At 44.9% G+C, this 25,804-nt stretch carries 27 protein-coding genes; 24 read left to right on the forward strand and 3 right to left on the reverse strand.

Annotated features, from left to right (window positions below; translation table 11 throughout):
- Positions 1–5 precede the first annotated feature (5 nt).
- The 23 genes from IEV39_RS11070 (at position 6) to madM (ending at position 20,757) form a co-directional block, all read left to right on the forward strand.
- Positions 6–533, forward strand: coding sequence for a type IV pilin protein (locus IEV39_RS11070; protein ID WP_005282730.1), 528 nt, complete (start codon positions 6–8; stop codon positions 531–533).
- Positions 534–561: 28 nt separating this feature from the next.
- Positions 562–978 carry a type IV pilin protein gene (locus IEV39_RS11075; RefSeq protein ID WP_252512718.1) on the forward strand — a complete coding sequence of 139 codons (417 nt, stop codon included), beginning with the start codon at positions 562–564 and terminating at the stop codon, positions 976–978.
- 318 nt (positions 979–1,296) lie between these two features.
- Positions 1,297–1,800, forward strand: coding sequence for a GspH/FimT family pseudopilin (locus IEV39_RS11080; RefSeq protein ID WP_005282741.1), 504 nt, complete (start codon positions 1,297–1,299; stop codon positions 1,798–1,800).
- Complete coding sequence (pilV, locus tag IEV39_RS11085; RefSeq protein ID WP_005282743.1) at positions 1,797–2,282, forward strand: type IV pilus modification protein PilV; 486 nt, start codon at positions 1,797–1,799, stop codon at positions 2,280–2,282. The genes IEV39_RS11080 and pilV overlap by 4 nt, the downstream gene beginning before the upstream one ends.
- Position 2,283: 1 nt before the next feature.
- Complete coding sequence (locus IEV39_RS11090) at positions 2,284–3,312, forward strand: PilW family protein (RefSeq protein WP_005282746.1); 1,029 nt, start codon at positions 2,284–2,286, stop codon at positions 3,310–3,312.
- Positions 3,309–4,040 carry a pilus assembly PilX family protein gene (locus IEV39_RS11095; protein WP_005282748.1) on the forward strand — a complete coding sequence of 244 codons (732 nt, stop codon included), beginning with the start codon at positions 3,309–3,311 and terminating at the stop codon, positions 4,038–4,040. The genes IEV39_RS11090 and IEV39_RS11095 overlap by 4 nt, the downstream gene beginning before the upstream one ends.
- A gap of 12 nt (positions 4,041–4,052) precedes the next feature.
- On the forward strand, positions 4,053–8,570 hold the full coding sequence (locus IEV39_RS11100) for a pilus assembly protein (RefSeq protein ID WP_005282755.1): 4,518 nt from the start codon (positions 4,053–4,055) through the stop codon (positions 8,568–8,570).
- Between the two features lie 43 nt (positions 8,571–8,613).
- Positions 8,614–9,114, forward strand: coding sequence for a type IV pilin protein (locus IEV39_RS11105; RefSeq protein ID WP_005282759.1), 501 nt, complete (start codon positions 8,614–8,616; stop codon positions 9,112–9,114).
- Positions 9,115–9,277: 163 nt separating this feature from the next.
- On the forward strand, positions 9,278–9,535 hold the full coding sequence (gene rpsP, locus IEV39_RS11110; protein ID WP_004776006.1) for a 30S ribosomal protein S16: 258 nt from the start codon (positions 9,278–9,280) through the stop codon (positions 9,533–9,535).
- 16 nt (positions 9,536–9,551) lie between these two features.
- Positions 9,552–10,100, forward strand: a complete 549-nt coding sequence (rimM, locus tag IEV39_RS11115) for a ribosome maturation factor RimM (protein ID WP_004776004.1) — start codon at positions 9,552–9,554, stop codon at positions 10,098–10,100.
- A 45-nt stretch (positions 10,101–10,145) separates the two neighbouring features.
- Positions 10,146–10,886, forward strand: coding sequence for a tRNA (guanosine(37)-N1)-methyltransferase TrmD (gene trmD / locus IEV39_RS11120; RefSeq protein WP_005282761.1), 741 nt, complete (start codon positions 10,146–10,148; stop codon positions 10,884–10,886).
- Positions 10,887–11,078: 192 nt separating this feature from the next.
- Positions 11,079–11,450 (forward strand): 50S ribosomal protein L19, encoded by a 372-nt coding sequence (gene rplS / locus IEV39_RS11125; protein ID WP_004657502.1) that lies wholly within the window; start codon positions 11,079–11,081, stop codon positions 11,448–11,450.
- Positions 11,451–11,588: 138 nt separating this feature from the next.
- Positions 11,589–12,482, forward strand: coding sequence for a tRNA pseudouridine(55) synthase TruB (gene truB / locus IEV39_RS11130; protein ID WP_005282765.1), 894 nt, complete (start codon positions 11,589–11,591; stop codon positions 12,480–12,482).
- Positions 12,483–12,493: 11 nt separating this feature from the next.
- Complete coding sequence (locus IEV39_RS11135) at positions 12,494–13,264, forward strand: sulfite exporter TauE/SafE family protein (protein WP_005282767.1); 771 nt, start codon at positions 12,494–12,496, stop codon at positions 13,262–13,264.
- Between the two features lie 153 nt (positions 13,265–13,417).
- Positions 13,418–15,097: a malonate decarboxylase subunit alpha gene (mdcA, locus tag IEV39_RS11140; RefSeq protein WP_005282768.1), complete on the forward strand. Its 1,680-nt coding sequence runs from the start codon at positions 13,418–13,420 to the stop codon at positions 15,095–15,097.
- Positions 15,097–15,981, forward strand: a complete 885-nt coding sequence (locus IEV39_RS11145; RefSeq protein ID WP_005282770.1) for a triphosphoribosyl-dephospho-CoA synthase — start codon at positions 15,097–15,099, stop codon at positions 15,979–15,981. Before mdcA ends, IEV39_RS11145 begins: the two co-directional genes overlap by 1 nt.
- A 2-nt stretch (positions 15,982–15,983) precedes the next feature.
- Complete coding sequence (locus IEV39_RS11150; RefSeq protein WP_005282772.1) at positions 15,984–16,283, forward strand: malonate decarboxylase subunit delta; 300 nt, start codon at positions 15,984–15,986, stop codon at positions 16,281–16,283.
- Positions 16,276–17,127 carry a biotin-independent malonate decarboxylase subunit beta gene (locus tag IEV39_RS11155; protein WP_005282774.1) on the forward strand — a complete coding sequence of 284 codons (852 nt, stop codon included), beginning with the start codon at positions 16,276–16,278 and terminating at the stop codon, positions 17,125–17,127. The genes IEV39_RS11150 and IEV39_RS11155 overlap by 8 nt, the downstream gene beginning before the upstream one ends.
- Complete coding sequence (mdcE, locus tag IEV39_RS11160; protein WP_005282775.1) at positions 17,124–17,951, forward strand: biotin-independent malonate decarboxylase subunit gamma; 828 nt, start codon at positions 17,124–17,126, stop codon at positions 17,949–17,951. The genes IEV39_RS11155 and mdcE overlap by 4 nt, the downstream gene beginning before the upstream one ends.
- Positions 17,942–18,550, forward strand: a complete 609-nt coding sequence (locus IEV39_RS11165; protein WP_032883135.1) for a malonate decarboxylase holo-ACP synthase — start codon at positions 17,942–17,944, stop codon at positions 18,548–18,550. Before mdcE ends, IEV39_RS11165 begins: the two co-directional genes overlap by 10 nt.
- A gap of 12 nt (positions 18,551–18,562) precedes the next feature.
- The gene (gene mdcH / locus IEV39_RS11170) at positions 18,563–19,507 is read left to right on the forward strand and encodes a malonate decarboxylase subunit epsilon (RefSeq protein WP_005282790.1); all 945 of its coding nucleotides are present in this window, start codon (positions 18,563–18,565) and stop codon (positions 19,505–19,507) included.
- 41 nt (positions 19,508–19,548) lie between these two features.
- A complete protein-coding gene (madL, locus tag IEV39_RS11175; RefSeq protein WP_005227554.1) occupies positions 19,549–19,950 on the forward strand; it encodes a malonate transporter subunit MadL in 402 nt (133 codons plus the stop codon).
- 45 nt (positions 19,951–19,995) lie between these two features.
- Positions 19,996–20,757 (forward strand): malonate transporter subunit MadM, encoded by a 762-nt coding sequence (gene madM / locus IEV39_RS11180; protein WP_005282792.1) that lies wholly within the window; start codon positions 19,996–19,998, stop codon positions 20,755–20,757.
- 106 nt (positions 20,758–20,863) lie between these two features.
- Here the strand turns inward: madM and IEV39_RS11185 are convergent, their stop codons facing one another.
- From IEV39_RS11185 to serA, 3 genes are all read right to left on the reverse strand, one after another.
- On the reverse strand, positions 20,864–21,724 hold the full coding sequence (locus IEV39_RS11185) for an EamA family transporter (protein WP_005282793.1): 861 nt from the start codon (positions 21,722–21,724) through the stop codon (positions 20,864–20,866).
- 46 nt (positions 21,725–21,770) lie between these two features.
- Positions 21,771–22,652: an EamA family transporter gene (locus tag IEV39_RS11190; protein WP_005282794.1), complete on the reverse strand. Its 882-nt coding sequence runs from the start codon at positions 22,650–22,652 to the stop codon at positions 21,771–21,773.
- A gap of 103 nt (positions 22,653–22,755) precedes the next feature.
- The gene (gene serA / locus IEV39_RS11195; protein WP_005227546.1) at positions 22,756–23,988 is read right to left on the reverse strand and encodes a phosphoglycerate dehydrogenase; all 1,233 of its coding nucleotides are present in this window, start codon (positions 23,986–23,988) and stop codon (positions 22,756–22,758) included.
- Between the two features lie 347 nt (positions 23,989–24,335).
- Between serA and IEV39_RS11200 the strand changes: the two genes are divergently transcribed.
- The gene (locus IEV39_RS11200; protein ID WP_005282795.1) at positions 24,336–25,745 is read left to right on the forward strand and encodes a D-2-hydroxyglutarate dehydrogenase; all 1,410 of its coding nucleotides are present in this window, start codon (positions 24,336–24,338) and stop codon (positions 25,743–25,745) included.
- Positions 25,746–25,804 lie beyond the last annotated feature (59 nt).

Raw genomic sequence — 25,804 nt, forward strand, 5'->3', positions numbered from 1 at the left:
CTTTTATGAAACATAAAGGTTTTACCTTGATTGAGTTAATGGTGGTGTTGATAATTATTGCTATCCTCGCTGCAATTGTCATACCGAGTTATCAGCAGTTTGCGCGTCGTGGTGCAGCCTCTCAGGCAGAGCATGAAATGCAGCGTTTAGCGACTTTACTAGAGCAACATAAAGCACGTAATTTAAATTATAGAGGTTTTACAACGACTTCTATGGCCGTTCCTGTTAGTACCGTTGGTTCGCAAAAAAAATATACGATACTTGTTAGAGATGCTACTGTGCCTACAGTAGCATTGAATGATACCAATGCTTTAGGACAAGGATGGGTGATATTGGCGGAAGCGAACTCTACAGTAAATTATGGATCAGGATGTACCACGTGCAATGCTCTACAAGACCAAAATTATAGTTATCTCTTAACAAGTGGAGGTGTTCGCTGTAGAACAAAAGATAAACTCATTGGGTCTGAAGTATTGACCAGCACAAAATTATCATCAACGAATCCTTGTGGAGCAGATAGTGAAAACTGGTAAGAGCCTTGGTTTTACCCTGATTGAAATAATGATCGTTGTTGCGGTGATTGGCATACTGGCTGCGATTGCGTATCCCTCTTACAATGAATATGTAAGAAAGACTAAACGTGTGGCAGTGGAAAGTGAAATGCTTGATATTGCTGCTCGTTTACAGCGTTATAAGGTTATCAATTTTACATTTCTAAAAAATGGGGTGCCGATTTCTTTGGATGATATTCATCACAATGGTCTAAGTCCCCAGACTGGATTAACTTTATATAATTTACAGTTGTCTGATGTAGCTGCAGGCACATGGACTTTGACCGCAACCCCCACAGGAACACAAACTGGCGATGGTCATCTGGTTTTAAATAACCGCGGACAGCGCTGCTGGACCAAAGGCTCTGATAAGAATAGTGGTACGGCCTGTGTTCCCTCTGCAACCAGCAACTGGGATGGTCGTTAGCCTTATAACTGTAATAGCTTCATAAAAAAGCAAATCCTAGCGGTTTGCTTTTTTTATAAATACTTTTTTTTAATTCATTTAACATTATTAACAATAATAACAAGTAAATGTGATCAAATTATCACTTATCTGCTGTTCTATACCTTTTATCCCCTAATGGTAGCTTTTCGTGTATTTTAGGTTGAAATTGATAACTAAACATGAAAACAATCACGAAAAAATAGTGCTTCTCTCATTTATATAATGAATTGATTTTACTTACTTAAAATACTTGAGAGCGCTGTTACAACAAAAAGATTTGTGCATATGGAGGACTATATGCAACAAGCCCATTACGACGTGGAGCATCTCTCTTTATCTTGTGCACAGGTTAAACCTCGCTCGGGATTTACGATGATTGAACTGATCATCACCATCGCTGTTTTGGCAATCATTGCTTTAATGGCAGCTCCTTCATTTGCTGCCATGTATAACCGCCAAAAGTTAGAGTCCTCGGTACGTGAGCTGACTATGAAGGTGTCAGAAGCAAGAAGCCAAGCCGTTTTACTTCGCCAGACTACCGGCCTATGTCTGGCATCTTTATCACTCGAAGACTGTGCAACTGCAATTGCGATTCCCAAAACTGAAACACAACGCATTTTTATTGCCCGTTTAGAAAATGGCGTGTCTCAAACCAATGCCTCTGCGACAAGTCTCAGTTTTAGAACGAATGGCAGTATTGCTGCACAAAAAGACTTTGTGTTGGAGCGACAAGGCCTTTCCTATTGTGTTCGGGTGGGGGTAATCGGGGATACCATTATCACGGAAGGAGCCTGCCCATGAAGATAAAACAACAAGGTGTGGGGCTGGTCGAAGTCTTGGTCGCGCTGGTCTTATTGGCGATCAGCGTATTGGGTTTTGCGGCCTTGCAACTACGGGCAGTGGATTCCAGTCTGGAGGCCAATAAACAGGTGATTGCCTTAACCATTGCACGTGATCTGGCAGAGAAAATGCGTGCCAATCCACAGGCGACCCGGGCTGGAAAATATAAGGTTGCAGCGGTAGAAGTCCCAAAAGCGTCAGTATCAAATGTAGCGGATAAACCTGAAAAAATCGTGATACAGGATTTACAGAATGCGGCCCTACAAGCCAAAGACAGCGGGATGAATCTTGCTGTAGATCAATGCCCAACAGGTAATAACCGACAATGTATTTATGTCGCCTGGGATGAAACCAATCTGGCAGGAAATGATGGAATTGCCTCATGTATTAAAGATGGGGCTTATGTTTCAGGATCACACTGTCTGTTTCTGGAGGCGTATTAACATGGATAAAAGCCTCGCAGACTGTAAATCCTATAGCAACAGCCAATCTGGCTTTACCCTGATTGAGCTGATGATCTCAATCACTTTAGGGCTATTGATTGTTGCAGCGGCCATTCAACTCTTTATTACCGGAATCACCAGTTATAAATTGCAAAAAGCCATGGCACATATTCAGGACAACGCCAGTTTAGGCCTGAATTTTATTGTAGATGATATCCGTAAAGCCAATCTGAGCTCACCTGTACCCGCAGTCAATGACCAGATTGGTTATGCCGGAATTTTGCTGACTTCAAGCAATGTCGGTGAAAAAATTGATCTGAATTGTGCAGATTGCTTTGCCAATAACCAGCTTAGCAGTTTTGGCAATGCTAATGTGACGGGGCTGACCAATGACCAGTTACTCATCCGTTACCAAGCACCCCAAGGCGGACTGGACTGCTCGGGCAAAGACGTGAGTAGCGGGACATTTGTGGTACAGCGTTATTATGTAGGATCAACCGCAAAGGATTCACGTCAATCCCTACGCTGTCAGGCAGCCCAATATCGTCAGGCTTCACTTGATGCAAAAACCTCAACAGATCGTTTGAAACTTGCCTGGGCAGGCAGTCAGGTGATTTTACCCAATGTCGATTTCTTTCAGGTGCGTTTGGGGTATATGGACGGTGATCTCAATAGTGCCAACAGTACCTTGGCTTATGCCGATATTAAAAACTATATGGCTTTAAAAGCAACTTCAAAAAATATTGATGGGATAACACAACTTGTCCGACCGCATGTCCATGCCATTCAATTAGGCGTATTGGTTCGTTCTGATGACAAAACGGGCAACCAGTCGATTATTAAAGAACGCAATAAAGAACCATTTCAGGTCTTGGGGACTTCCGTCAAGCTGATACCGGCCTATCAGGATAATTATTTACGTCAGGTCGTGAATCAAACCGTCTCTTTACGCAATGCAATGGGGTGGGTTTCAGAAGGTTGTGATAGCAGCAAAACCACAACCTGTACAAATGGGGGGACTGGAACATGATTCAGGCTCAACGTGGTGCGACACTTATTGTTGTACTCATGATTTTATTAATGATTACGATTATTGGGACACTGGCGATACGTCAAAGTATCAGTTCATTAAAGCTGGTGAGTAATCATCAGATCCAGACTTTGCTGGCCCAGAATGCGGATGCAGCCCTGATGTATTTTCAAGATCCAAACACGCAGCAAAATCTTGCTTCTGCAAATGGTGTAGTCGGATTCTTTAAAAATGAAAATAACAAAGATGCAGAGCTGGTATTTTGCTTTTCAGGAGCAGATCCCTTTGCCTTGAGTAAAGCGGGTTATCGGCTAAACAGCCAATCTTTTAACATTAATAGCTCTGGTGCGGGTGCATGTACTGAAACCTCGGCAAAAACCTCAAGTGGCCGTAAACAGGTGGTGACTCAGGTCTATATCAAAAGACAGTTAACACCTACCCAACCTTTTGCTGATCTATCCCGTGGGACAGAGGTAACAGGGGCAAAGACTGAGAACAATATTCGCTTGCGTGTCTATGTGGTGTCGGTGATGCAAGGGTTGTTAACGGCTGATGCTTTATTTAAAGCAGACAATGATCCTGACAAAGGTTGCCTAACCAAGAGCATAGATAATAAAGGTATCAATGAGGTTGCCAGCTGTCTTAAAAAAAATACAGAAAAACCGATATATAACATACAAGTCGCAGAATATCGTTTCTTGTCTGACTTTGAACCAACAGGTTCATAAGGGAGAAATGCCATGAATAATAACAAGATGAAGAGACTAGAAAGATATGAAGGTCAGCACAAGAATAAAGTTAAAGGCTTGTTGTTAAGCTGTACGGTGTTGTCCAGCCTTCTCATTCTTTCATCGGTGGCATCAGCCAGTGATATTGAAATTTATCAACCTGCCGCTGGCAATAAAAAACGTTTAATGCTGATGGTGGACCAGTCTCGTAGTATGGGCGGAGCAGGATTATTAGACCTGGTGAAAGACTATCCACTCTGTGTTGATCAAGGTGTCACCGATGTACTGGGTAAAAATGGATTAAATCTCGGTATAAAAATTGCGGGTCAGACCGATCTCATTAATGTCACAAAAGAAGCCACTGATCTGATTAATCAGGCGATTTTGAAAGGTGTGCTCGGCAATGGACAGGGACAAGGAATTTTAGATTCTATTGCTGAAATCAAAACCGAACAGCCGAATACGACGTATCCATTCCCGCGCCAATCCTGTACGGTCGTAACAACAGATGCAACCGTCAAGCTGTTAGATAATTTATTGAATGGTCTATTAGGGGTAAAAACAGGTTTATCGGCAGAACAGTATATTCGTGAAACCTGCGATCCGTTGATTGATATTAGTTTACTCAAATCCATTACCAATTCATCTACTGTGGGAATTTATCGCTGCTACGATAAAAACTCCCGCGTCCGTATGGCGCTGACTGATGTGTTAAAAGGTAAGAAGGGTGAGGCGGGTCTGCCAGATATGGAGCGGATACCTGATAGTACTATGGTCGGTTTATCAATTTCACCTTATAACCATATTGCCAATGATCGTGCTGGGGCAATTGTATTTGAGCCTAAATTGCTGAGTGATGTCTATACCTATAACGGAAAAACACAGAGTCATCGTCAGCACATCATTGATTATATTGCCAGCGCCAATATGGACTCAAAAGGTGAGTTTAATCTGCAAAGTTTATTGACGATTGTTCCTAAACTGGTGGGTGGTTTGCTTAATGATGTGGTTGCAACGCTTGGGCGAGTTTTAAAGAATCCATTTGATGCAGTGGGTGAACTCTTAAATTTAGAAAACACTAACAATGCATTAAAAGATGTTTTGAATATGCTGGGGCTAGGTGGTAACAATCCAATGGCAAGTACCTATGCAGAAACAGGAGCTTATTTACTTGGCAATACCACCAAAGGGACTGGAGCAAGACAATATGGAAAACGCAATTATCTTCTTAAAATAGGAGGGTTGGGAATTCCAACTAGTTATAAATGTACTGGATGGGAGACAGATGGTACAACATGTGCAACTTGGGATGATGTTGGGTTTTTAGGTCTAGGTAGTCTAGATACGAATGGCTATAAATCTGTTGATGCGAATTTGCTCAATGTGTTAGGGATATTAAGTGTAGGATCACAAGAGATATATTATGAATATCGCTCTGATGTAAATGCGAAATATAGCGGTTTTACGGATAGCCAAAAGAATAACAGTACAATTAATCCACTGATTAAAAGTAACGGTAATTTTTATCAAGCACCTTCAACTGCCCCACAATGCGATGCCAATGGCTTAATGGTCATTGCGGGTGGCGTACCGACAATAGCACCGACTTTAACTGACTCTTTATTACAACCTAAAGGCAGCCAATCCGAAGCGACTAAGGTCGCAATGGAACGTTTAATGGCGCGCTCTTTGGATAACTCTCAGAGTTTAAATGTTCAATATAAAGATGGCCGTTTGAATGATAGTTGGAGTTTTAGATGTAATTCAACAGATTTGAAGTCGACCACGCTTGGTAATAACAAGAACTCAAATGACAATACTGACTTTGCGACATGGCAGTGTATCGGCGCCTATGCACGTGATATTCGTGCATTAAAAACCAATCCAATTAAGACGGCCGTGATTGGTCTTGATCGCTCTTTCTTACAACTTCCTGAATATATCGCTGGACAAGAAAATAGCACGGATACGAAAGGCCTAACCCAGATTTCAACTACCAATGTTGCACAGGATCAGTTGTTAACAGGTATTGTGCCTAAAGCGGTAAGAGATTTGCTGGGCGTAACTGGTTCCCTCTTGGATGGTTTATTACCAAATAGTCTGATTGGAAGTGGCCTGACCACAGGAATTACCAGTTTGTTAGATCGTTTATTACCGCGTAATCCAGAAGACATCAAGAATATGGCGCGTTGGGGTGTGATTGGTGGTGGGGGGTGGTATAACGCAGCCAATAGCCAGAATATTGCGCAAAGTATTAAGGATTTTCACGATAATTTAGGTGTAACCGATGGTGATCCGATCGGGTTGCAGACGATACCTGAAGATCCGCTTACGCCTTATCGCATGAGTAACGATGTTTATAAAAGTATGTTTGAACCGACTGAAAAAGCCAGTTGGATCGGGAACTTCAAAAAATACTACGTTGAAACAGACAACTCGGTGAATAAGCTGAAAGATGCCTGGGATATTTCAGCAAACAGCTATGATGTACAGGACTGGAATAAGGGCGGGTTACTTGCCAAACTTAAAAATCTGAAAAATAAAACCGATAATTCAGATCCGACCAAGCCGATCATTACAGAGCGTAAAGTCCTGATCAATCGCGACTGTCAGCAAATTGACAATACCACCGCCTATCAATTCACTGAAGTGGGTGCCTTAAAGACAATTAATAATAAATATCTGGACATCAAATGTGGCTCCGCTACAACAGCCCGTTCCGATGATAAAGGTTATCTGCTGATGAATCTGTTGGGATATAACGTGGGGAATGCCGCAACTACAGCAGATCTGACAGAAGCAAACCGGACCAACTGGAAAGTGGGTATGAACCTGCATTCCACACCGGTTAAATTGACTCAGGAAGCGGTCTTTAATGCAGACAACAGTGTAAAAGAGCGTAAGGACTATATGTTATTTGGCACCACCCAAGGTGTTTTACATGTGGTTGATGCCAAAACCGGTGAAGAAAGTTTTGCTTTTGTACCGAATGAAATGCTGGAAAATACCCAGCAAAGCAAAGCATTTCTGGAAAAGCCAGCGGGTGTAAAAGCTGATATGGCTTATGGGGTCGATGGCGCTTGGACCATGTATAGCGAATACGCTTACGGCATGAAAGCGGTGAGTAGTGGTAGCGTCAGCAGTGAGATTGTCGCGACTGTGGGCGAGATCAAGAGCGATGGTAAAGTTGTCGCGAAAGGTAAGCAAATCGCCTATGGTGGTTTACGTATGGGAGGACGCAGTTATTACGCCCTGGATCTCAGCGACATCAGTCAACCCAAACTTAAATTTCATATTGATCCGGATCGTAATCGCATTATTAGCCTGCAAGCTGATGGGTCTTATAAAACCACCACCAATACGGCTTTAGCTGCGATGGGGCAAAGCTGGTCTAAACCGACCATTACCAGCATTATGTATAACGGTGCAGCAAAACGTGTCATGGTTGTTGGCGGTGGCTATGATATGGAATATGAAAAAACCGCACCCGTGATTACCAATGCAACCAAAGGACGTATGGTATATATGTTCGATGCAGACAATGGTGACCTGATCTGGTATGCAGGCGGCGATAATCAAAGCACATCATGTGGTTCTGGAGATAGCAATCATGGCATGAAAATGAAAGACTTATATAGTGTGGTGAGCCGGATCAATGCAGTGGACCGAGACGGAGATGGACTGGCTGATCATCTTTATTTTGGTGACTTGGGAGGACAAGTCTGGCGGATCGATTTGAATAAGGATCTTGGAACCAAAGATAGCGGATGTGGCAGTTATACGATGCTGTTTAAAGATAGCAATAGCCGTTTCTATGAAGCACCAAACTTTAGTGTCTACGGTTATGAGCAACCTCTTGCCGTGGTGAGTATCGCCTCAGGAAACCGCAGCCTGCCATATAGCGATAAGAACTCAAGTAGTACGGTTTATAATATTTTTGATCAGGATGTGGTGCGCAGCAACTTTTCGATCGGTAATAGTAGTAGCACGCCAAAACTTTTGGCAACGGATCTTAAAGCGATGCTGACAGCCAGTGATCTAAAAGGCAAAAATCTGGTGCAAGTCAAGGCCATGATTCCAAATGGCTGGTATGTACAAGCCAATAGCGTTGTTGGAAAAGAGCTGGATGACCAGGGGAATGAGACGGCTTTAAGCAGCCAGACCGGAAGTAAAGTTCTGGGCGAAATGGTGGTGATGAACAAGAGTCTCTATGTCAGTGTTTATAATCCAAATACTACTGCAGGGAATGGTTGTAAAATTCAAGCCAATGGTGCTACGACAGTGCAACGTTATTGCTTACCTTTTGGGGTTTGTGAACAAGATGTCAAAGATAGCACGATGAGCTTTGGCGCCGGGCATGGAATTGTTGAATCGATGGTGGGCGCAGGTATCGGACTCAATGACAAAAATGGAATTACCCGTCAGTTACTTAATCCGAATGCCAAGGATAAAATCGGAAGTAGCAAATTATCTGCGAATACCATGCGTCGCCAACTGGTTCCACTGACTTGGTATGAACGTAATGAATAAAAGGAAGCGATATTATTATGTTGCCCTAAAGGGTAGGAGAGATATGCACTCTCCTTCCTGCGACGAAAGTAGATTAATTAAAGCTACGGGCTTCACTTTGATTGAACTGATGATTACGGTGGCGATTGTTGCAATTATTGCAGCGATCGCGATACCGAGTTATGAGGTCTATATCCGTCGTGCGGAACTGTCTACGGCACAACAGGAGATGCTTAAGGTTGCAGAACTGCTGGAAAAGCATCGGGCACGTAACTTTAGTTACGATGGTTTTGTGCTAAAAGGCACCTCGACCAATCAGGGACCCTATTATTCGGTAGCGAGTGCAAGCAATAACAGCCTGTTGTTACCTTTGGATGCAAGCAGTGGCAAGCAGAAATTTACCATGACCTTAACGCTGAATGCGCAAACATGGGCTTTAACAACGGTGAGTGAAAACCCCCGAAATTATTCCTTGCTTTTGACCAGTGCGGGAATTAAATGTAAGACCAAAACACCTGCAAATATAACCGCTCAAGCTTGTGGACTCGGGCAGGAAGACTGGTAAGCCGGCAGATTTTATCAATTAAATTCAAAGCTGTGGATAAGCCGAAAAATAATCTTTATTTCAGAGTTGATTTAACGTAGAATATCGCCCTCTATGAAAGGGGTTTGAAGTGTTGCCGATGGTCGGCGCAGGGATAATCCGTAAAAATTATAAGGTTGTTCTCATGGTTGTTATTCGTTTAGCGCGCGGTGGTGCAAAAAAACGTCCATTCTATCAAATCGTTGTAACTGATAGCCGTAACGCACGTGACGGTCGTTTCATCGAACGTATTGGTTTCTTTAACCCAACTGCACAAGGTAAAGCTGAAAAAGTTCGTTTAGACGCTGACCGTTTTGCTCACTGGGTTGCTCAAGGTGCTCAACCTTCAGAGCGCGTTGCTTCTTTAGCTGCTCAAGCTAAAAAAGCTGCAACTGCTGCGTAATTGTAGTAGGTAGCCCATGACATCGACACAGAATGTGCCAGAAGATCGTATTCAGATTGGACAGTTACGTTCAGCTTATGGATTGAATGGGTGGCTCTGGGTTTATTCAAATACTGAACCTATGAGTAATATGTTTGACTACCTTCCTTGGTACATTGAGACCAAGGCAGGTTGGCAAACCATAGATGTGAAACGTTGGAAACCACATGGCAAAGGCTTGGTTGTTGCATTAAAAGGCGTAAATGATCGCACGGGTGCAGAAAATCTGGTTGGCGCAAATATCTGGATTGCCAAATCTCAGCTTCCAAAAGCAGATGTAGACGAGTACTACTGGTCTGATCTTAAAGGTCTAACGGTGTTAGGTCTTGATGATGAAGAACAGGAAGTCAATCTCGGTCAAATCTACGAACTGTTTGAAACCGGTGCCAATGATGTCATGGTGGTCAAAGCGACTGCTGATAGTGTTGATGCTGAAGAGCGAATGATTCCGTGGCATAAAGATGTGGTACAACGCGTTGATCTTGAAGCTGGTCGTATTTACGTCAATTGGGGCGTAGACTACTAATCCTTTTGGGGAAAGTAGCGCAGCAGGAAAATAGAGGAGTCTGCGGTGTTTTTTGCAGTCATCACATTGTTTCCTGAAATGTTTGAAGCGATTACAGCGTACGGGATTAGCGGACGTGCAGCAAAGCGTGACATCGTGCAAGTGACTTGCATTAACCCACGAGATTTTGCTGAGGGCAATTACAAACGGGTGGACGAACGTCCTTTCGGTGGTGGCCCTGGTATGGTGATGATGGCTGAGCCTTTGGCAAAAGCAATTAATCATGCCAAACAACTTGCTTCACAAGCAGGCTGTGTTCATGCCCCAGTGGTGTATATGTCACCGCAAGGCAAAACCTTAAATGAGCAGGCAGTACAACAATTCGTTGATTATGATGGTTTGATTGTATTGTGTGGACGTTATGAGGGTGTCGATGAGCGTTTAATCCAGCATTATGTTGATCAGGAATGGTCAATCGGGGATTACGTTTTATCGGGTGGTGAACTTCCTGCCATGGTGTTGCTGGATAGTATTATTCGCCGTTTGCCGAATGTCATGACTGACGAGCAATCTGCGATCCAAGATTCTTTTGTGGATGGTCTGCTGGATTGTCCACAATATACCAAGCCTGACCATTTCGAAGGGCTGGATGTGCCTGAGGTACTTAAATCAGGACATCATGCCAATATTGAGAAATGGCGTTTTTTGCAGCGTTATCAACGGACTTTAGATCGTCGACCTGAACTGGTTGAAAAAGTAGCGTTGAGCAAACAGCAAATGAAATGGTTAAAAAATTCGAAAGGTTAAACTGCTATCAGTTGATCTTCGCACCCAACGAGAAGCTTTGCTTCGAGTTCTACTTAAACTTGGTTTAAGTTAAAAATAGGCTCTTTAGGACTTCCGTCTTAAGGGGAAAGTTAAACGGGAAATATGCGCTTTAGCCTCTATTCCCAGCGGCGTCAGAGACCTCTTCTCTCCCGCACATATTGGAGATTCCACATGAGTGGTAAACATCCTTTAGTTCAAGCTGTTGAAAATGCACAGTTAAAATCAGACATCCCTGCTTTTGCACCGGGCGATACAGTTATCGTTCAAGTTAAAGTAAAAGAGGGTGACCGTGAGCGTCTTCAAGCATTTGAAGGTGTTGTAATCGCGAAGAAAAACCGTGGTTTAAACTCTGCTTTCACAGTTCGTAAAATCTCTAGCGGTGTTGGTGTTGAGCGTGTTTTCCAAACTCACTCTCCAATCGTTGCTAAGATCGAAGTGAAACGTCGTGGTGACGTTCGTCGTGCTAAACTTTACTACCTACGCGAGTTGTCTGGTAAAGCTGCACGTATTCGTGAAAAGTTACCAGCTCGTAAACAAGGTTAATTTTAACTTTGTTGTAAAGCAAAAAAATGCGCCTTTGGCGCATTTTTTTATGCCTGTTTGTGCTTAAAAGCCAATCCTTTTCTAAATCCTCGACCTAGTTTTGCTAAAATAGGTCTTTATGCTTTGACTTTTCTTTTTATGAAAAAAAGTGCTTACCGTCATTTAAGCGGTGTATTCCTATTAAACAAACCTTTAGGTTTAAGTTCTAACTCGGCACTACAAAAGGTGCGTCGTCTGTTTAATGCGCAAAAGGCGGGCCATACAGGGGCACTTGATCCATTGGCGACCGGGTTATTGCCGATCTGTTTGGGGGAAGCGACCAAATTTTCACATTATTTACTCGATTCAACCAAACGTTATCAAACCACGGTCAAGTTAGGACAAACCACGGCGACGGGTGATGTTGAAGGTGAAATTCTCCAGCAGAGAGAAGTACCAGCTTTAACGGCAGAAGGTATTGAGCAGGTGCTGGCACAGTTCAGAGGCGATATTCAGCAAGTTCCGCCGATGTATTCAGCATTGAAGCGTGAAGGTCGTCCATTGTATGAACTGGCGCGCAAAGGGATTGAGATTGAACGTGAAGCACGTCCAGTAACCATTTATGATTTAACTCTGGTGGATTTTACCGAAGATAGCCTGACGCTGGATGTGACCTGTTCGAAAGGTACCTATATTCGCGTATTGGGTGAAGATATTGGTGAAGCTTTGGGTTGCGGTGGACACCTCACCAAGTTACATCGTACCCAAACCGGACATTTTGAGATTAATCCAGGTTATACCATTGAGTATCTTGAAAGTCTGACCCAAGAACAGCGTGATGCGTTATTGTTACCCGTGTATGCACCCATCGAGCATTTCCCGCGTGTGCAATTGCCGGAAGGCCGTGAAAAATATTTTGGCAATGGTCAGGAAAGCAATATTGATCATGAAGCTGCGCCTGAAGTGCTGGTGTTTGATGGCGAACGTTGCCTGGGTCTGGCTGAAATCACTGATAAAAAACGTCTGGTCCCTAAACGTTTGTTAAATCTATAAGGATATTGTCCATGGATTGGGAACTGATTCTGACACTGGTGTTCTTTGCTTTTTGTGCCGGAACCATTGATGCCGCCGTCGGTGGAGGTGGGTTGATTCAGATTCCCGCATTGATGGGTGCTTTACCACAGACCGCGCCAGCCACCTTATTTGGTACTAATAAACTGGCTTCTATTTGTGGGACAGGCTCGGCTGCATTTTCATTTGTACGTCGGGTGAAATTGCAGTGGTCGCTGTTAGGCGTGATTGCGCTGTTTGCCTTTATCAGTTCCTTTATTGGTGCCGCCTGTGTCTCTCTGATCCCCACTCATATCTTAAGACCGATTGTCTTGGTCATGCTGATTGTGATCGCGATTTATACCTTCGCCAAAAAGCAGTTTGGGCAAGTCCATGTTGATCAGCAGATTACCCCAAAGTTACTGCTGCTTGCTGCAATCGGTAGTTTAGCCATTGGTTTCTATGATGGTATTTTTGGCCCGGGTACAGGCAGTTTTTTTATTTTCTTTTTTATTCGTTTTCTACAGGTCGATTTTTTACATGCCTCGGCATTGGCAAAGATTGGCAATCTAATGACCAATCTGGCGGCATTAAGCTTCTTCATTCCAACCGGTCATGTGCTGTTTGAATTAGGCTTGATGATGGCGGTTGCCAATATTGCCGGTTCATTATTGGGGGTCCGCTTGGCTTTAAAATATGGCAGTGGCTTTATCCGTATTTTATTCCTGATTCTGGTGAGTATCTTGATTTGCCGTTTGGGCTATCAAATTTTGAGTGGAAGCTGATTCATCATCGAGACTATCCACCCTAGGATTATCCTCCTTGCTCAGCAATCATTAACCTGAGGTTAATAACTAGCACAGTAGGTTGATTGATCAAAATTTCATAAAGCGCTTTTATAGATTCAGAATAAAACTGTGATCTATAGGTAAGCATACATGGAAGGTTCAGTTCAGAATAAACAAGGGCTATGGAACAAGCGACGTCAGGCCAAACAACTCAAGCTGGATATGGTCAAGTCGTACACCGATGGTGTCGTCATTCCCACCTCAGACATTATTAAAGTCCTAGAAACACTGATCACACCCGGTGATAAAGTGGTACTCGAAGGCAATAACCAGAAACAGGCCGATTTTTTATCACGTTCTTTAGCGCAAACCAATCCGGATGTATTGCATGATCTGCATATGATCATGCCGAGTGTAGGCCGTTCAGAACATCTTGATCTGTTTGAAAAAGGCATTGCGCTTAAGCTGGATTTTTCTTTTGCGGGCCCGCAGAGTTTAAGAATCAGTCAGCTGATTGAAGATGGCCTGTTAGAAGTGGGTGCAATTCACACTTATATTGAACTGTATTCACGTCTTGTGGTCGATCTGATTCCCAACGTGGTGCTCTCTGCAGGCTTTATGGCAGATCGTCAAGGCAATATCTATACCGGTCCAAGTACTGAAGATTCTCCTGCGTTGATTGAACCTGCAGCATTTAGCGACGGCATTGTCATTGTTCAGGTCAATGAACTGGTCGACGATGTTTCAGAGCTGCCACGTGTCGATATTCCTGCCTCCTGGGTGGATTATGTGGTGGTGGCAGACCAGCCTTTTTATATCGAACCGCTATTTACCCGGGACCCAAAACATATCAAGCCTGTGCATGTGCTCATGGCGATGATGGCGATTCGCGGTATTTATGAAAAGCATAATGTGCAATCGTTAAATCATGGCATTGGTTTTAATACCGCGGCGATTGAACTGATTTTACCCACCTACGGTGAGTCTTTAGGATTAAAAGGGAAAATCTGTCGGAACTGGACACTGAATCCACACCCAACCCTGATTCCAGCCATCGAAACAGGCTGGGTTGAAAGCGTGCATTGCTTCGGTACCGAGCTGGGTATGGAAAATTATGTTGCTGCTCGCCCTGACGTTTTCTTTACCGGCCGTGATGGTGCGTTACGTTCCAACCGCATGATGTGTCAGCTCGCAGGTCAATACGCGGTTGATCTGTTTATTGGGGCGACATTGCAGGTTGATGGCATGGGTCACTCTTCGACTGTGACCAAGGGGCGTTTGGCAGGTTTCGGTGGTGCACCAAACATGGGGCATGATCCACGCGGTCGGCGCCACGATACGCCAGCGTGGCTGGATATGCGTTTGCAAGGTGCCAATGAAACAGAAACCTATTTGGCACGTGGTAAAAAGTTAGTTGTTCAAATGGTGGAAACCTTCCAAGAGGGCGGTAAGCCGACTTTTGTAGATCGCCTTGATGCGATTGATGTGGCTAAAACAGCGGGCCTAGCTTTAGCACCGATCATGATTTATGGCGATGATGTCACTCATCTACTGACCGAAGAGGGCATTGCTTATCTGTATAAAGCCAGTAGCCAGGAAGAGCGTCAAGCCATGATTGCTGCGGTGGCAGGTGTGACCAGTATTGGCTTAAGCCAAGATCCGAAAACCACGGCGCGATTAAGACGTGAAGGGTTAGTGGTATTCCCTGAGGATTTAGGTATTCGCCGTACCGATGCCACACGTGAGCTGTTAGCGGCAAAAAATATTGCCGACCTGGTGACGTGGTCAGATGGCTTATATCAACCCCCTGCAAAATTCAGGAGTTGGTAATGATGGCACAAGTTCAATATCAAACCCTCAGCGATAGTCAGCTTCTGGCAGAGATGGCGGTAGAGGCTCTGATTGATGAAGTCAATCTGACACCAAAACCGGCACTGGTTGATCGCCGTGGCAGTGGGGCGCATGCTGATCTGACCTTGGCATTAATGGAGCGTTCGGCAAAAAGTTTACAGCCCATGTTCGAGGCAATGGCTCAAGCAGCCATGCATCATGCTGACCTATGTCTGGCCTTACGTGAAGAGATTGGTGAAATTGGTCGGCAAGGTGAAAAGGCCATGATGTTGGCGACAGAGGGCGTCAATACACATCGCGGGGCCATCTGGGCCTTGGGCCTAATGGTCACTGCAGCAGCCTTGGCACGCGCGAAGCAGCAATATTTATCTGCGGTTGAATTATGTCAGCTGGCAGGGCAGATAGCCCGGCTTGAAGATCGCTTTATTCCCGAGCAGGGTTTAAGCCATGGGCAGCAGGTACAGCAAAAACTAGGTATTTCAGGTGCAAAGCTACAGGCACAACAAGGCTTTCCGAGCATTGTGAATTTAGGTCTAAAGCAACTGAAGCAAAGTCGCCAGAAACCGATGAAAGAAGACTTTGCGCGTTTGGATGCCTTGCTGGCCATGATGACGGATCTGAGCGATACCTGCGTGCTTTATCGTTCAGGCGCCAAGGGTTTAAAACGGATGCAACAAGGGGCACAGCAGGTACTGGATCTGGGCGGCAGTTCAAGTCTGGAAGGTCGACGTGCATTACATTTTTTAGAGATTGACTTGCTGCGCATGAGAGCCTCCGCTGGCGGTGCTGCAGATTTATTGGCCGCGACATTATTTATCGATCGTGTTGAGCAATCCTCTTTCAGGAATAAAGCGGGAGTTTGAGTATGGAAACACTTCATTTTGAGTTTATAGCCACAGAACCCCCTGTAAAACAAGCCTTGGTTGGTTGTGTTGGGTCGGGTGACCTGGAAATTTTGATGCAACCTGGAGAGCCCGGAAAAACCGCTATTCAGGTGGTCACTTCGGTGGATGGCAGTGCGACCCGCTGGAAGAATTTATTTGAACGAATTTTTACGGCGCAGATTCCCCCTGCCGTCAATATTGAGATCCATGATTTTGGTGCTACCCCAGGAGTGGTTCGCTTACGTCTGGAACAGGCATTCGAGGAGATTGAACATGACTGACATTCAGGATTTGCTCAATAAACAGGATTTTATTGAGCTGAGTGCAAGAGCACGTGCCAAAGCTTTGCTGGATGATGGCTCTTTTCGAGAATTGCTTGATCCATTTGCACGGGTGATGTCTCCTTGGCTTATTCAGCAGAATATTGTGCCGCAAGCGGATGACGGGGTGGTGATTGCCAAGGGCACTATTCAACAACGCCCTGTGGTTTTAATTTCGATTGAAGGCTTATTCCAAGGCGGGAGCCTGGGTGAAGTCGGTGGCGCCAAAATTGCGGGTGCCTTGGAGCTGGCGGTAGAAGACAACCTCAAAGGCATTCCCACTGCTGCAGTATTACTGTTAGAAACGGGTGGTGTTCGCTTGCAAGAAGCCAATCTGGGTTTGGCTGCAATAGCCGAGATTCAGGCTGCTATCGTGAATTTACGTCAGTATCAGCCCGTGATTGCAGTGGTCGCGGGGAGCGTTGGCTGCTTTGGCGGGATGTCGATTGCTGCCGGATTATGCAGTTATATCGTGATGACACAAGAGGGGCGTTTGGGACTCAATGGCCCGCAAGTGATTGAGCAAGAAGCGGGCATACAGGAATATAACGCCAAAGATCGTCCGTTTATCTGGAGTATTACCGGTGGCAGCCAGCGCTTTGCCAGTGGTCTGGCCGATGCATATGTGGATGATGACCGCAATAAAATCCGGCAACAAGTGATTGATTATTTGCAGCAAGGTTTGCCTCTTCAACATCGAAGTTCAAATTACCCGTTTTATTTAGCTCAGCTACAACAAGTCGATACTGCGGAGCAGATCACGCCAGCACAGGTTCAGGCTTTGTATCAGGGAGAATCGGCATGAATAGCGCAGTTGAGACATTAACAGCCTCTACTCGAGGCGCACACTGGTTTAAGGCAGTCACGCAGGGCTTTCAGGTGGCTCAAGGTTTCCCGGCTTCAGTCTGGGTGGCGGACGGACAGCTTGATCAACAGGCGGTACGTGTTATTGCAGTGGTTCAGGACAGCAATAATCCGTTCCCACGAGCACGGCAGGGTGAAGTTGGGCTGGTAGAAGGCTGGAGCTTGGCAAAGGCAGTTGATGAAGTGATTCAAGCTGATGCAAATACTGAAACGAAACGCGGCATTTTATGTGTGGTAGATGTGCCGAGTCAGGCTTATGGGCGCCGTGAAGAATTGCTGGGTATCCATCAAGCATTAGCAGGTGCAGTAGATAGCTATGCCAGAGCCAGACTGGCAGGACATCCTATTGTGAGTTTACTGGTAGGCAAATCAATGTCAGGGGCTTTTTTAGCGCACGGTTATCAAGCCAATCGTATGATTGCCTTAAAAGACTCAGGTGTTATGGTGCATGCCATGGGGAAAGAATCCGCCGCTCGTGTCACCTTAAGATCGGTGGATGAGCTTGAACAATTGGCATCAAGCATTCCGCCAATGGCTTATGACATTGAAAGTTATGCAACACTGGGTTTGTTATCTGAACTTTTATCTGTTGAGAACCCTGAACAACCGACAAACGATGATCTTTTGTTAGCGAAGCAGGTAATTGCGCGAGCATTTCAAGCCATTAATGCCGAGCAATCGAGAGGACTGGAACATCGACTTCACGGCCAAAATCGTCAAATGTCTAAGCGGGTGCGTGAATTATTGCGTGAGCAATGGTCATGACTGCTCAGCTTGAAGCCCATGATTTATTGTGGGGCATGTCAGCCGATACTTTGGCTGAAGATGCACCGCTGTGGGTGAAGGCGGTATTACAGCGTGGCGATCCGGTGGTGGTTCGCCGGGCCATAACCGCTGCAGATCAGGTTGCGGTGGGGATCAGAGGTCAGTTTCGTCATCAACGATACGCCGCTGTGATGTCTCGATCAACGATCACCAGACAACTCAAGCCAGAAGCATTAACTCAGGTAGCAATACATCAGTTTAAGCATCTGGCAGAACGCTTACAGAGCATTTCCAGCATTATGAAAAACTTTTCAGGATGTTGGGGATATACAGGAAGTTTTGGCTTTGAGCTGGCAACGGGGATTGCAACCGTCACTGCGCAAAGTGACATCGATTTGCTGCTTCGCACGGAACAGCCTTTTGCCAAACAGCTGGCGATTGAGCTACTCGAAAATTTTCAACAAGTGGGGTTGAATGTGGATATTCAGTTACAGCTCCCCCAAGGCGGATTGGCTTTAAAAGAATGGGCACGGAATAGCGGGAAAGTACTATTAAAACGGCCCGATGGCGCTGTTTTAGTCGGAAATCCATGGCATTAGGGAATAGGTATCATGGCTTCAATTTGGGTTTATCCAGGGCAAGGTGTGCAAAGAAGCAATATGCTGCATGATCTGCCGCAAAGCACGCTGGTGAAAGAACACCTTGAGCGTGCCTCGGATGCACTCAAAGAAAATGTGTTGCTGCTGGACAGTGCAGCGGCATTGCAATCGACACGAGCGGTACAGTTGTGCCTCCTCATTTCTGGCGTAATCAGTTCAGCGCTACTCAGTGCTGAAAACTTAAAACCGGATTATGTTGCGGGTCTATCGATTGGTGCTTGGTCGGCTGCAGTGGTTGCAGGCGTTTTAGCGTACGAAGATGCCGTCCGTCTGGTCGCTTATCGCGGTGAACTCATGCAAAACGCTTATCCGGCAGGCTATGGCATGACAGCGTTGCTTGGTACAGATCGTTCAACAGTTGAGGCATGGATAAAACAGGTTGAGGCAACAACGCCACAGGTATATGTCGCCAACATCAATGCGCATAACCAGATTGTTATTTCAGGACGTTTTGAAGCTATGAATCAAGTTGCTGGATTGGCGAAACAGCAGGGTGTTGTGGCAAAGAAACTGGATGTAGCGGTGCCATCGCACTGTGAATTATTAAGTCAGCAAGCACTGCAACTTGCGACATCGATGGAGGGAGTCACTCTAAAGCAACCTGAAATTGGTTATTTAAGTGGTACCACGGCACGTATCTTGCGCAAGCCAGAACAGATTGCGGATGATCTGGCTTTTAATATGAGCCGTACTGTGGATTGGGAAAGTACGCTTCAGGCTGCATGGGAACGAGGTGTCAGGTTACAGGTCGAAGCTTTACCCGGCACGGTACTTACCACACTTGCACGCCGGATATTTAAAGATGGAACCGTATTGTCATTTCAGGGAACGCGCATAGATAGCATTCGGATGGCCATGCAAAAACAACAGGAAAATCATATTTCTATGGGAATATGATTTAAAAAAACCAAGTAATCCAAGGATATGAGGGATTTACAATGATTATATATGGAACAGCAATTTTGGCGATTTGTCACTTACTCGGTGATTATCTGGGTAATACCCTCGGCATGTTGATCGGTGTCAAAGCCAATGTCGGTGGCGTCGCAATTTCAATGATTTTGTTGATTCTCTCTAAAGAGTTATTGGCAAAAAAAGGTTATTTACCCCAAGTGACACAGTTCGGGATCTTGTACTGGTCAGGTATGTATATTCCGATTGTGGTGGCAATGTCAGCTGGGCAGAACGTCGTGGCTGCACTTTCAGGCGGGATGCTGGGATTGATTGTCTCGGTCGCATCACTGATCGGTACAGTGCTGGTGATCCGTTATCTGAATAAACTTAGTGGCGATTATGAGACCTATGAATGGACGATTGAGGCAAAGGAAAAAATTGCCTGAAAAATCATAATTAACTGACAAAGCAATAAAAAAAGGATGTTTATCATGGATGCTATCATTGCTGTATTAACAAAAAATGCGTTAGTGACAGCGCTTGCAGTCACAGGTTTGATGATATTTGTATCGCATCTGCTTTCCAAATATTTGACCAAAGGAAAGCTGCAAAGCTCTGCAATTGCCATTACTTTAGGGCTGGTGGTGGCATATTTTGCCGGCGTTTATACGCAAGGAACCAAAGGTATTTCCGATATTGCCGTCTTCTCTGGTTTTGCATTATTGGGCGGTGCCATGATCCGTGATCTGGCCATTGCCTCGACTGCATTTGAAGTTGATGTAAAAGAAGTCAAAAAGGCCGGTAGAATTGGTCTCATTGCACTGATACTGGGTTGTATTGTGCCTTTTGTGATTGGTGCGATGGTAGCCTGGATTATGGGATATAAAGATCCTGTATCTATGACGACTATTGGAGCCGGTGCAATGACTTATATTGTAGGGCCGATTACAGGAACCGCGATTGGTGCAAGTTCTGATGTGATTGCTTTATCAATTGCGATTGGTTTGATTAAAGCAGTATTTTTTATGGTGGGAACACCTTTAATGGCGAAGTTTATGTACCTGAAGAGTCCACGTTCTGCTATGGTCTTTGGTGGGCTGGCTGGTACAACCAGCGGTACGGCGGCAGGATTGGCCGGTACCGATGTTCGTCTGGTGCCTTACGGCGCGCTGGTCGCAACTTTTTATACTGGCTTGGGTTGTTTACTGGGCCCCTCTGTATTTTTCCTGACGGTCAATGCCATTTTTGGATAATGTATCCAGAGTCAGTACAGGCAGCTTATTTACAGTGGAATAAGTTGCCCATTTTAAGCCGATCTCAAAACAGGGGAGTCGAAAGCTAAAATTCTATAATGCGGTTCTAGCTTGTCTGACTGCCACGTAAGGTAACCCCAATCGAAGCCACCATAATACAGGCCAATGCCACCCACTGAATCAGGCTGATTCGTTCATGCAGCAGGACTAGACCCGCTAAGGCTGCTAATGCAGGTGCAAGGCTGGAAAGGGTCCCATAACTGAGCTTGGTCAGCCGTTTCAGTGCCATCAAATCCAGTGCATAAGGAATTGCTGTGGCCAGCAGTGCAATCACCAGTGCTTTGCCCCAATATTGGGTATCCATCAGCGCAGGCGCATTATTCCAGAGCCCAAAAGGCAGCAGGGTCAGTGCAGATAAACCGATGGCAATGGTCAGGGCATGCATGCCGATGTTTTGCTGGACGACACGATGCCCAAAATAAATATATAGCGCCCAGAACAAACCGGCACTCAGAGCACACGCTGCACCGATATAGGAAAAATTTTGGGCATTGGCATCGTGCCACGGCACCATTAAAGCAATACCTAAAATCGCAAATGCCACCCAAATATAGTCACTGCGCTGTTTAATCGAGAGTAGGGCTAAACCGAGTGGGCCAATAAACTCTAAACCCACCGCAATCCCTTGAGGCAGTTTGCCCAAAGAGGTGTAAAACAGAATATTCATACAGCACAAGGCAGCGCTATAACAGAGTAAATCTCGCCATTTGAGTTCCTTTAATTTGGCAATGATCTTCCAGGAACGAAACATCACTGCAACCAGAATGGTGGCAAAACATAGTCTTAAAATCGTCACAGTGAGCGGGTCAAGTGTGGCAATCAATTGCTTGGCGAATGAGGCACTGATCTGATACGCCACCATGGAAAGGACCATATACAGCACAGCAACCAACTGGATATTTTTCATGACTGGCCTAAAAAACAATAGAAAAGAGGATAAGCGGGCAACATTTTTATTTCACCTCTTTTTGTTGTCGAGCATGTTGCGTGGTAAAGGTACAGCCAATCGAAGCAATGATAATCGTACCCAAAGCAAGCCATTGATTCCAGAGTAATACTTCACCGAGGAAGATAAAGCCTGAAAGCGCGGCCACCGCAGGTTCCAGACTCATTAAGGTACCAAAGCTCAGCGGGGTTAAACTCCGTAGGGCAATCATTTCCAAGGTAAAAGGCAGGGCGCTGGCTAAAATTGCAAGGCCAATAAAATAATATAAATTCGGCAGTTCAAGCACCCGATCGACTGCGCCTGAGAAGAGCGCGAAAGGCAGTAGACACAGCATGCCAATCGACATACCTAGGCAAACAGTATGATTGCCTGAGATGCCGGAAGGCTTTTGTCCGGCAATAATATACAGTGCCCAACAGGCACCTGCACTGACCGCAAACAATACCCCGATCAGGTCGAGACCTTGCTGGGCCTGTTGCAAAGGGAACAGCAAAACCAGACCGAGAATGGCACAACCGACCCAGATAAAGTCGTATTTTTGCCGGGCATGATATAAAGCAACACTTAAGGGACCGATAAACTCAAACGCGACCGCCAAACCCAGAGGTAAACGTTCAAGTGATAAATAGAACAGGGCATTCATGCCTGCCAGTGCGACACCATAAGTCAGAATGGCTTTCCAGCGGACCACTTTAAAATTAATGGTCCAGATTTTAAAAATCACAGCCAGAATCATCGCACCAAAAAATAGGCGCATGGCAGAGACAGTCAATACAGGAAAGCTTTGAAACAGGATTTTGGCTAAAGAACCACTGCCTTGTACACATAACATGGCAATCAACAACAGCAATAAAGCATGCAGAGGTGTTTTCAGTACAGGGCTAGACATCTTATTTTTTTACATTCGGTATAATATTCACATAATAATTCAAATGCCCATAAAAAAGCCACAGCATCAGCTGTGGCTTTTTCAGCATATTTCTAATTATAAATTAGAACAATACGCGAACGCGGATGGTGCCTTCAACATGGTTCAAGGTATCTAGCGCTTCTTGAGAGGCAGATGCGTCAACATCCATCACCAGGTAACCGATATCACCTTTGGTCATTAACGACTGACCAGAGATGTTGATGCCTTGTTCAGCGAATAGGGTGTTGATCTTCGATAACACACCTGGCATGTTTTTGTGGATGTGCAGTAAACGGTGCTGACCATCAGAAAGTGGCAAGGCGATTTCTGGGAAGTTCACCGCAGAAAGCGTCATACCTTTATCTGAATAAGCAACGAATTTTTCAGCAACTTCCAGACCGATGTTGGCTTGCGCTTCCATGGTCGAACCACCCACGTGCGGGGTTAAGATTACGTTGTCTAAGCCACGAAGTGGAGACTGGAATTCTTCACCATTGGCTTTTGGTTCTTTCGGGAATACGTCAACCGCTGCGCCTGCAATGTGGCCCGCTTTGATCGCATCCGCCAAGTCTTCAATCACCACACAGGTACCCCGTGCAGCGTTCAAGAAGATTGAGCCTTTTTTCATTTTCGCGAACTGTTCTTTCTTGAAGAAGTTACGCGTAGATGGAACATCTGGAACGTGTAAAGTTACCACATCCGCAGTTTCTAAAAGTTCATCTAAAGAGCCAACTTGACGTGCATTACCTAATGGCAATTTAGTCACAGCATCAAAGTAGATCACTTTCATACCCAAGCTTTCTGCCAAAACAGAAAGTTGTGAACCGATCGAGCCGTAACCGACGATACCTAAAGTCTTACCACGAGTTTCAAACGAACCCACCGCAGATTTATTCCAGCCACCCGCATGTGTATCTTTCGATTTTTCAGGTACACGACGAAGTAACAAAATGGTTTCAGCAAGAACCAGTTCTGCAACCGATCGTGTATTTGAATACGGTGCGTTGAAAACAGGGATACCACGAGACATTGCCGCTTTTAAATCGACTTGGTTGGTACCAATACAGAAACAGCCAACCGCGATCAGTTTGTTCGCAGCTGCAAAGATTTCTTCAGTCAATTGAGTACGGGAACGGATACCAATGAAGTGAGCGTCTTTAACCGCTTCTTTCAAAGCTTCGCCTTCAAGCGCAGTTTTGTGGTAGTCGATGTTGGTATAACCCGCTGCGTTTAAGGTATCGATGGCATTTTGATGCACACCTTCTAACAGAAGGAAACGGATTTTGTCTTTAGGTAGTGATAGATGTTGGCTCATTACGGCTCCGCTACAAAGGCCAAAATTTAGTTGCAGTACTATAGCATACAGCTTTGAGATATAAATATTTGGTTTAAAATTAGCACAGCAGAATTGCTGATAATTTTTCAGTTGCAGCTGAATTTTATGGGTTAAACACATTTTGTTATTACAGTATCTTTATCCTGCGCTTTATCCCATGCCTGCTTCTATGTAAAATGCAGGTATCTGATAGTCAAACCTGAAACCCTCAGGTTTGTGCTGTTCTGCCGAGTTTCCATATGTTGGATATTACAATTTAAAATATTGAAAAATATTGTATTGTTATCCAGACGCTCTATCTTTAGTTCTTGCTAGGCCTGTAAACGATGAATGCTTCAGTCGCTTTAACACCTGAGTTATTGACCCAATTAACGGCAATTGTGGGTGAAAACCGTATTAAAACCGATGCCGACAGTTTGGAAAATTGGGGACGTGATCATACTAAACATTTTGATCCGAACCCATCAGTCATCGTTTTCCCTTCAAGCACTGAACAAGTGCAGGCCATTGTCAAACTTGCCAACCAGTTTAATGTCGCAATTACCCCATCGGGCGGTCGTACCGGCCTTTCTGCGGGCGCGGTCGCAAGCAATGGCGAGATCGTGATTAGCTTTGACAAGATGAACCAGATTCTTGAGTTCTACCCAGCGGATCGTATGGTACGCGTACAAGCAGGCGTCGTGACCGAGCAATTACAGAATTATGCCGAAGAACAAGGCATGTACTATCCAGTGGACTTTGCTTCAGCGGGTTCAAGCCAGATTGGCGGTAATATCGGCACCAATGCAGGCGGTATTAAAGTCATTAAATACGGCATGACTCGTAACTGGGTGCTTGGCTTGACCGTGGTAACAGGTAAAGGTGATGTCCTGCGTTTAAATAAAGGCATGATCAAGAATGCGACGGGTTATTCGCTTCAGCATTTATTTATTGGTGGCGAAGGCACATTGGGTCTAGTGACTGAAGCTGAAATCAAGCTTGAGCGTCAGCCACAGAACTTACAAGTATTGGTGCTCGGTGTACCTGATTTTGATGCCGTGATGCCGGTACTCCATGCATTCCAGAAAGATATTGACTTAACCGCATTTGAGTTCTTTGGTGAACTTGCGATGCAAAAGGTGCTCGATCGTGGACATGTACAACGTCCATTTGAAACACAATGCCCATTCTACGTATTGCTTGAGTTTGAAGCGCCGTATGAGCCAATTGTCGACAAGGCCATGGAAATCTTTGAGCATTGTATGGAGCAGGGTTGGGTGCTGGATGGCGTGATGAGCCAGAGCCTTGATCAGGTCGAAAGCTTATGGCGTTTACGCGAAGATATTTCGGAATCAATCGCGCCGTTTATTCCATACAAAAATGACATTTCAGTATTAATTACCCACGTACCTGCATTTATTCGTGAGATTGATGCAATTGTTCAAGATAACTATCCTGACTTTGAAATCTGCTGGTTTGGTCATATTGGTGACGGTAACTTGCACTTAAATATTCTAAAACCTGAAAACCTGACCAAAGATGAGTTCTTTGCCAAGTGTCAGGTGGTGAATAAATATGTGTTTGATACCGTGAAAAAATATGATGGTTCGATCTCTGCTGAGCATGGTGTCGGTATGACCAAAAAGCCATATTTGGAATATTCACGTTCGCCTGAAGAAATTGAATATATGAAGGCATTGAAGTTGGCGTTTGACCCGAACGGGATTATGAACCCGGGCAAATTATTTGATCTTTAATGCTTGATTAAATAAAACAAGCTCTGCTAAAAGCGTATCGAAAGATGCGCTTTTTTTAT

The sequence above is a fragment of the Acinetobacter courvalinii genome (genome assembly GCF_014635545.1).
GTDB classification, from domain to species: domain Bacteria; phylum Pseudomonadota; class Gammaproteobacteria; order Pseudomonadales; family Moraxellaceae; genus Acinetobacter; species Acinetobacter courvalinii.